Consider the following 6,537-nt stretch of genomic DNA (forward strand, 5'->3'; position numbering starts at 1 on the left):
GGCCCAAACCAGTCGTTGGTTCAGTTTCGGGCCGAACCGACCCCATGGTGGGATGGCCTTATAGATTGTGAAGTGATCCGAAGTGGACGAGCCTCATCGGCTATCTTACGGCGAAAAGACGACGGTTACCTGGACTTTCAAACAGGCCGACGATGGAACAACTCATGTGCATCTGGAGCAAACCGGGTTCAAAGCAGAGCAAGCATTCAATGGAGTATTGTATGGTTGGCAAAGGATGGTCAATCAGCTCGAAAGGGTGCTGGTAGAATTATAAGTGGAGTTGCACACACGTGGTTACCTTTGGCATGCGACTGCGCTAATGAGGGCAAGAACGATACAACAATGCAAGTAACTTTTCAAAAATCGTGCGCGCCCGAAAAACGGACGCGAAATGTGGGGTGACATACTCTGCCCTGCACAGTAAAACGGCCGGAATACAAGAAGAAGACATTTATGTAATTGTTTTCACCTTTGTATCCACTCGCAGTAAATGTATAAGCGACTGTCGATTAACCTGGCGGTAAGATTTCCGTTCATCTTTAACATCAGGCTTTTGGCGATCGATAAACCTAAACCGCTGCCTTGTCCTGATCTGGTCTTATCTGCCATATAGAACCGATTAAACAACAATTCTACATCCCTATCGGTTAGGTGCTTGGCCGAATTGGCAATGACCAAACGGGTTGTTGATGAGCTTCTTTCAAGGTCAATGGAAACCTCTCCTCCTTCAGCGTGCCGAATGGCGTTGAGAATCAGATTCTCTACAACCCTACGGATCGCAGAACTGTCTCCGATAACAAAAATATCAACATTCGGAATTTGAATGATCGGACTTAAGCTTCGTTCAGTGAATTGATCGTAGAATTGAATCAGAATTTCTGGAAGCAATCGGCTGATGTTCACTTGCTCTAAGTTCAGCGAGTAATCGGTCGATTCAACGACAGAGAGTTCGAAAAAATCATTGAGAAGCGCTTGCAACCGTTTGATTTGCCTTTTGATAACCACGACGCATTCGGTTTGTTCCTGCGGAGTCAATCCGTCCGATTCCAACAATTGAATGTAGCCGAAGACCGATGTCAGCGGCGTACGCAGATCGTGAGAGATATTGGCCACAGCTTGTCTCAGTTCGTTCTCTGTTCTCCTCTTCTCAGCCATGGCTTCCGCTACAAGGGACAACTGTCGGTTTATTTCGATTGCCAGTGATTCGATGCTGTTCTCATAGAACGATAAGTCAATTTTCTTCTCGGTTTCATGATTGTTATACTGTCGCAGTTGAACGGTCATCTTACGGATCTCCCGTTTTATGCAGAGCAGTCGGTAGAAAAGAATAATTGCCAACATGGTCAATATGACCAACAATATCGCCAACATCTTTTCCACCCCTGTCTCCGCGAATGATGAACATTGATGAAATTGACCGGTAGTCACCGAATCTCTTTTCGTTGGAACACCAAAATGCCGATAACCCCAAAGACCACGAACGTTAGAATGGGTGCCATGATGCACATGAACACATCGTGACTACTCATCCGAAATTCATAGGGCACTGAAAATAGTCCAAACACGCAGTTATTATACAGATGTTGGTACCACGGGAACTCTGCCCCCAATTTTTTCGACAGTGGATCAATAAACAAAAACAATATAATAGAAACTCCAATAGTCTTGCCGTTGTCCGTAAGGCTGACGGCAATCAGGGCGGCGATTGTCGAAAACGCCGCCGCGAACAAGACTGTAAAGCCGAGCGTTCTATACAAATATTCGACGGCGGATACTTGGGCTAAATGTCCAAATCCATACAGCAAGCTGCCCAGGGCGACATCGGTCAAGGGAAAGATGAGACATAACAACGCTGCTCCAAGTGTAAATACAATCACCTTCGCCGTGTAAATCCGTCCTCTGCTACAACCGATGGATGCGGTACTCTTCATGGTACCATTGGCGTATTCGCTGGAAATAAAGAATGCCGCCAGAACGCAAATGGCTAGCTTTGTCAGGATTTCATTGCCGCCAAGTGCCTTTACAAACAGCGACATACTGCTGACGTTGCTCGCGTCTGAGCGTAACTGAAACAGCTCGTACAGGATGCCGATAGACAATGTCACGAGACAGAGTACTCGATACGGCATGTTTTTCCGCAACTTGTACCATTCCGCGAGAATCAAGTTATTCATGTTTCACACCTCCTATCCGGCTCGCAAAGTAGCTCTCGAGTTCCTCTCCCATTGGCATGAAGGCTTCGATTTGAAGTCCGGAGGCAACAAGCACCGACGATACCTTTCCCGGCTCTTTCACATACTTGAACAGTTTGATGACACCCGTGGGTAACACCTCGAACTCGTTTGTGTGCAACTGCTGTTCAATGGCAACCGAAGCCCGCTCGGGGTTGTCCACTTTGATATGAAGATACTGCTGGCATTTCTCTTCCAACTCTGTCGACGTCAATTGCTCCACAAGCCTGCCCCGGTGAATGATGCCATAGTGCGTGGCAAGCAGGTTGAGCTCGCTCAAGATATGACTGGAGATGAGAATCGTCATACCCAACTCGCGGTTAAGGCGTCTTAGAAGGTCCCTCATTTCCACGACACCCATGGGATCGAGTCCATTCGTGGGCTCATCCAGAATCAGAAACTCCGGGTCTCCGAGCAGGGCCATGGCGATGGCCAGTCGTTGTTTCATCCCCAAGGAGAAGTTCCTCGTCTTTTTGTTGCCGACATCCTGCAAACCGACAATCGCAAGGGTTTTTGGGATGCAGTCCTTTCCTGGGACACCTTTCTGAAGACGGCACACCTCCATGTTCTCGTAGGCCGTCATGTTTGGAAACAACCCGGGGCTTTCGATGGTCGATCCCATGCGTTTCCTCGCCTGTATAATTTCTGACTCAGAGCTCTTGCCAAACAGTTCGATTGTGCCGGACGTTGGAAAGGATAGTCCTGTTACAATTCGCATGAGTGTCGATTTGCCCGCCCCATTCAGGCCAATAAATCCATAAATGCTGCCTTTAGGAACGGCCAAGTCGACCTTATCCAACACGATACGACTTTTGTAGTGCTCGGAAAGTTGGATAGTCTTCAGAACGTATTCAGTCATAACCACAGGTCTCCTCTCTTGGTGTTTCCGTCACTATAAATGCGGAAACGTAAGAGAAGGTAAAGAGAATCCTTAAGAAAAGCTTAAGGTTTCAACCGATATCCCATGCCCCAAATGGTTTCAATGTACTCTTCAGCAGGATCAACCTTTGCCAACTTGCTCCTCAAATTGCTGATGTGAACATTGATTGTTCTTGCCTCGTCACCCATGAGCGGTTCTCCCCAGACACTTTCGAAGATATTTTCTTTTGTAAATAACTTTTTCGGAGACTTCATAAGGAGGGCTAAAATGTCAAATTCATGTGGTGTTAACGACAATCGTTGATCCTTCACAACCACCGTTTTTGCGTCCAGGTCCAGAATGACATTTTTGTGTTGCAACAGATGGTTTTCAGTGTCCGTTGCAGAGCGCAAATATCTTCTTAGATGTGAGTCTATCCGAGCTGATACTTCCTCTACGTCGAAAGGTTTTGTAATATAGTCGTCAGCGCCAGATCGCAGCATGTCGACTTTGGTTCGCTGTTCTCCTTTGGCCGAAATTATGATGACGGGTGCGGAACTGTGCCGTTGGATTCGAACCAGCAACTCTTCTCCAGACATACCGGGGAGCATCAAATCCAACAAAATCATGTGCCAGCGCTCAGTTTCTAAGTAGAGCAGCGCCTCTGTTCCAGAAAAAGCGGGTTGAGGGGAATACCCGCTCTTGCGCAATATATTGCACAGTAATTGACTAATATCGTCATCATCTTCGACGACCAAGATGCGAATGGGTTTGTCTATTTTGATCATTCCTTTCTTCGAAAAATGTACCACAACACAGGGACTGTAAAATCGGTGGATATTATATCGGAGTTCATTGTTAATGCGAAACACGGTGAGCGTAAAATCCTCCACACCTCGCGCAGGGACGCTCCAGACTCGATAATTGGGAATAAACGAGCCGAAGGAGCGTGTACGTCATGACCAGAGCCGAATTGCACAGGATGTGGGAACCGCGAGTGGCCGACTTTCGCGCCAGTGGTGAGAGTGCCACGTCCTAGTGTGCCCTGCATCACATCCCCTTGCATCAGTTGCACTACTGGCTGCGCAAGTTCCCACCCACACAAAGCCTCTATCCGCGTCATTCGACTACCAGCCGACCCGTTCGGCGGAGCATTCGCGGAGGTTCCTGGAAGGATTTCAAGGGTACCTGCATGTGGAGGGATACTGTTTATCCCACTGCTTGAGGCAACACGCGACCGCCTGCCCCAGCGCACTCTTGGGCAGTACCCGTGAGTTTTGCAACTATGCCAAAGCGCGTCGACCACCGGCTTGCTGTGGACCAGACGGCCTTCGTACCGCTCTTCTGGAGTGGCATCTTTGAATTTCCTCTCCAACGCAATCAATCGGTTGCAGTATTCCAGGCCTTCCCCCCACAGTGACCGGTTTGGATCGCCGCTCACCGGTGGGAAGCGCTTTGAGCGCCTCGTCGAACTTCCGCCTTGCGTGTGCCCAGCACCCCGACCACGCCGCGTGAAGCAAGGGCGAGCGCCATTACCTATAGCCTTGTGGAGACCGCGAAGGACGACCCGTTCAATCCGTTTGCCTATTTGGAGTATCTGTTCGAGTGGTTGCCGAACCTGGATGCCGCGGCCGAAAAGGTCATGCTGCTGCGGTAGGCGAAAGAGTGACTGCTTTCAAGGTATACTCCGCTTGGCGCTTACATCTGATGTAACGTTTGACACGATACTGAGCGTCTAAGAAGTGCAAGGCAACCTAAGAGGGTGGTGCCCCTTTGGAAAAGTCACTTAGGATGTCTACCTCAAGGCACAATGGAACACCGCTGGAATTGGAACAACGAGAGGCTATTGAATGTTGGGTAGAACAGTACTATTCGAAGTTGTTCGCAGTGGCATTGGCTATCCTAAATGACTATCACCTGGCTCAAGACTGCGTACAGGAATCGCTCATTAAGGCAGTAATGAACATCAACAAGTTACATGACCCGGACAAGGCCCTCGCTTGGTTATGTACCATCGTACGAAATGAATGTCGCACGGTTCTGCGCAGTTCCTGGAAACGGAAAATCAAATTATCCTCGCAACCGATTGAATCGAGTCAAATTGACAGCAGTACCCGCAAGGCGCTTGACATTTATCAAACATTAGCCTGCTTGCGTAAGGAGTATCGTGAAATTCTCGTACTGTATTACGTGAATGGATTCCTGTTAAAGGAAATTTCCGAAATTATTAACATTAGAGAAAGCACATGTCGTGTACGACTTCATCGTGCCCGGCGAGCGCTAAAGAAACTTCTTGAGAAAGAGGGTTACTAGAGATGAGCAAAGATGTTGATAAGTTTCTCCAAGAGCTGGCGGGTGTAAAATTCAACCCCACGCCAAACGTCGATGACATCGTGAACAATGTACAACTTCGTAAGAAATCGATCATGAAACGCCGCTGGTTCATATCCATCGCCTCTTTATTTGTTACGGTCGGCCTTACAGGCGGTATTGCTATGGCTAGTGGTCCACTAGATAACATCATTGGGGAATTTACTCACATATTTTCAAAGCACCAAACAGGTATTCTGCTTTCCATAAGTTACGGCAATCAGCCTCTTTGGGGAGGTAACATCAAGCACTCTGCAACGTACAACGATTACGATGGTGTGGTTTCAGATGTCGGCGTTCCCGTTCCGGAGCTGCAGTATCCGGGATTGATTGTCCATGGCATTAGGGTCGATTGGTATGCAGGAGATCATATGGTGATTGATGCAGATGGATTGCTTCGCGTTACTCCAAACGCCTATCCAAGCGAGATATCTCTAACGATATACAAAAATTTAGATCAGACTATTTATTTAAATGGGCAATCGTTAACTGGCCCAGACAGCAAGATCATAAGCATCGATGGACATGAGGCAAAGATGTTGACCTTTGAGTACAGAGGCGCCAATTCAAACGTCCAAAATGCATATTACTTAAGTTGGGTACAGGGGCCATGGACTTGCGTTCTTGGCGCGGTTGGAGATGATATTTCTCAGTCGGATGTAACTAAAATTGCACATGCAATCATGAATGCAGGCAAAAGAAACTAAACTATCATGTCACAAATGTCACACTCAACCACAGGGGAATCATATCCCCATCCATCATACCGTTTTTCAACCAAGGTCAACAGTGCTTTTACAAGCCCCTGGTGGTTTCGACGACCACATCCACACGATGGAGTCCATGTCCTTCAGCCATGCAAAAAAGGGCCACCCAACTTCGGATTCGCCGTCTCCCAATATGATGTCGAGAATTTCACGATAGCCGGCTTTATGGATGCCGGTTGCGATCATGAACACTGTGGGTTCGTACGCGGCCGTCCGCCCGTACTTTATAGATGGTTTCAGCAGGGGATAAGCTTTCTCGTGAGTAATTCAAAGATCATTTTGTTCATGCTGTTAGTAGGCGCACATTGGG

General features: G+C 47.9%; 7 protein-coding genes and 4 pseudogenes. 5 read left to right on the top strand and 6 right to left on the bottom strand.

The features are described 5' to 3' along the window. The first annotated feature begins 82 nt into the window (after window positions 1-82). The gene (locus tag ASH01S_RS18150) at window positions 83-274 is read left to right on the top strand and encodes an SRPBCC family protein (protein ID WP_245629141.1); all 192 of its coding nucleotides are present in this window, start codon (window positions 83-85) and stop codon (window positions 272-274) included. Window positions 275-465: 191 nt separating this feature from the next. On the opposite strand, the gene ASH01S_RS16905 is transcribed toward ASH01S_RS18150, so the two are convergent. From ASH01S_RS16905 to ASH01S_RS16920, 4 genes are all read right to left on the bottom strand, one after another. After that, window positions 466-1,284 carry a sensor histidine kinase gene (locus ASH01S_RS16905; RefSeq protein ID WP_245629142.1) on the bottom strand — a complete coding sequence of 273 codons (819 nt, stop codon included), beginning with the start codon at window positions 1,282-1,284 and terminating at the stop codon, window positions 466-468. 140 nt (window positions 1,285-1,424) lie between these two features. After that, the gene (locus ASH01S_RS16910) at window positions 1,425-2,174 is read right to left on the bottom strand and encodes an ABC transporter permease (RefSeq protein WP_067929617.1); all 750 of its coding nucleotides are present in this window, start codon (window positions 2,172-2,174) and stop codon (window positions 1,425-1,427) included. Continuing rightward, window positions 2,167-3,090 (bottom strand): ABC transporter ATP-binding protein, encoded by a 924-nt coding sequence (locus ASH01S_RS16915; RefSeq protein ID WP_067929618.1) that lies wholly within the window; start codon window positions 3,088-3,090, stop codon window positions 2,167-2,169. Before ASH01S_RS16915 ends, ASH01S_RS16910 begins: the two co-directional genes overlap by 8 nt. An 83-nt stretch (window positions 3,091-3,173) precedes the next feature. Then, on the bottom strand, window positions 3,174-3,869 hold the full coding sequence (locus tag ASH01S_RS16920) for a response regulator transcription factor (protein WP_067929621.1): 696 nt from the start codon (window positions 3,867-3,869) through the stop codon (window positions 3,174-3,176). A 343-nt stretch (window positions 3,870-4,212) separates the two neighbouring features. Between ASH01S_RS16920 and ASH01S_RS19865 the strand changes: the two are divergent. Then, window positions 4,213-4,296 (top strand): annotated as a pseudogene (locus ASH01S_RS19865) (IS66 family transposase); the annotation flags it as partial. 2 nt (window positions 4,297-4,298) lie between these two features. Here ASH01S_RS19865 and ASH01S_RS19870 read toward each other — a convergent pair. Then, window positions 4,299-4,604, bottom strand: a pseudogene (locus ASH01S_RS19870) (IS66 family transposase); the annotation flags it as partial. On the opposite strand from ASH01S_RS19870, the pseudogene ASH01S_RS18685 reads away from it, so the two are divergent. The 3 genes and pseudogenes from ASH01S_RS18685 to ASH01S_RS16930 form a co-directional block, all read left to right on the top strand. Next, window positions 4,595-4,747, top strand: a pseudogene (locus tag ASH01S_RS18685) (transposase domain-containing protein); the annotation flags it as partial. The pseudogenes ASH01S_RS19870 and ASH01S_RS18685 sit on opposite strands and share 10 nt — an antisense overlap. A 134-nt stretch (window positions 4,748-4,881) precedes the next feature. Continuing rightward, on the top strand, window positions 4,882-5,403 hold the full coding sequence (locus ASH01S_RS19785; protein ID WP_373278598.1) for an RNA polymerase sigma factor: 522 nt from the start codon (window positions 4,882-4,884) through the stop codon (window positions 5,401-5,403). Between the two features lie 2 nt (window positions 5,404-5,405). Further along, on the top strand, window positions 5,406-6,167 hold the full coding sequence (locus ASH01S_RS16930) for a hypothetical protein (protein WP_067929620.1): 762 nt from the start codon (window positions 5,406-5,408) through the stop codon (window positions 6,165-6,167). Between the two features lie 77 nt (window positions 6,168-6,244). Here the strand turns inward: ASH01S_RS16930 and ASH01S_RS19875 are convergent. Further along, a pseudogene (locus ASH01S_RS19875) lies at window positions 6,245-6,459 on the bottom strand (transposase); the annotation flags it as partial. Window positions 6,460-6,537: the final 78 nt, after the last annotated feature.

It is taken from the genome of Alicyclobacillus shizuokensis NBRC 103103, assembly GCF_001552255.1.
GTDB lineage: Bacteria > Bacillota > Bacilli > Alicyclobacillales > Alicyclobacillaceae > Alicyclobacillus_G > Alicyclobacillus_G shizuokensis.

Coding starts and splice junctions, on each gene's coding strand:
- ASH01S_RS16910 (WP_067929617.1), bottom strand. CDS start 2,174: ATGAATAACTTGATTCTCGCGGAATGGTACAAGTTGCGGAAAAACATG.
- ASH01S_RS16930 (WP_067929620.1), top strand. CDS start 5,406: ATGAGCAAAGATGTTGATAAGTTTCTCCAAGAGCTGGCGGGTGTAAAA.
- ASH01S_RS16915 (WP_067929618.1), bottom strand. CDS start 3,090: ATGACTGAATACGTTCTGAAGACTATCCAACTTTCCGAGCACTACAAA.
- ASH01S_RS19785 (WP_373278598.1), top strand. CDS start 4,882: ATGTCTACCTCAAGGCACAATGGAACACCGCTGGAATTGGAACAACGA.
- ASH01S_RS16905 (WP_245629142.1), bottom strand. CDS start 1,284: ATGACCGTTCAACTGCGACAGTATAACAATCATGAAACCGAGAAGAAA.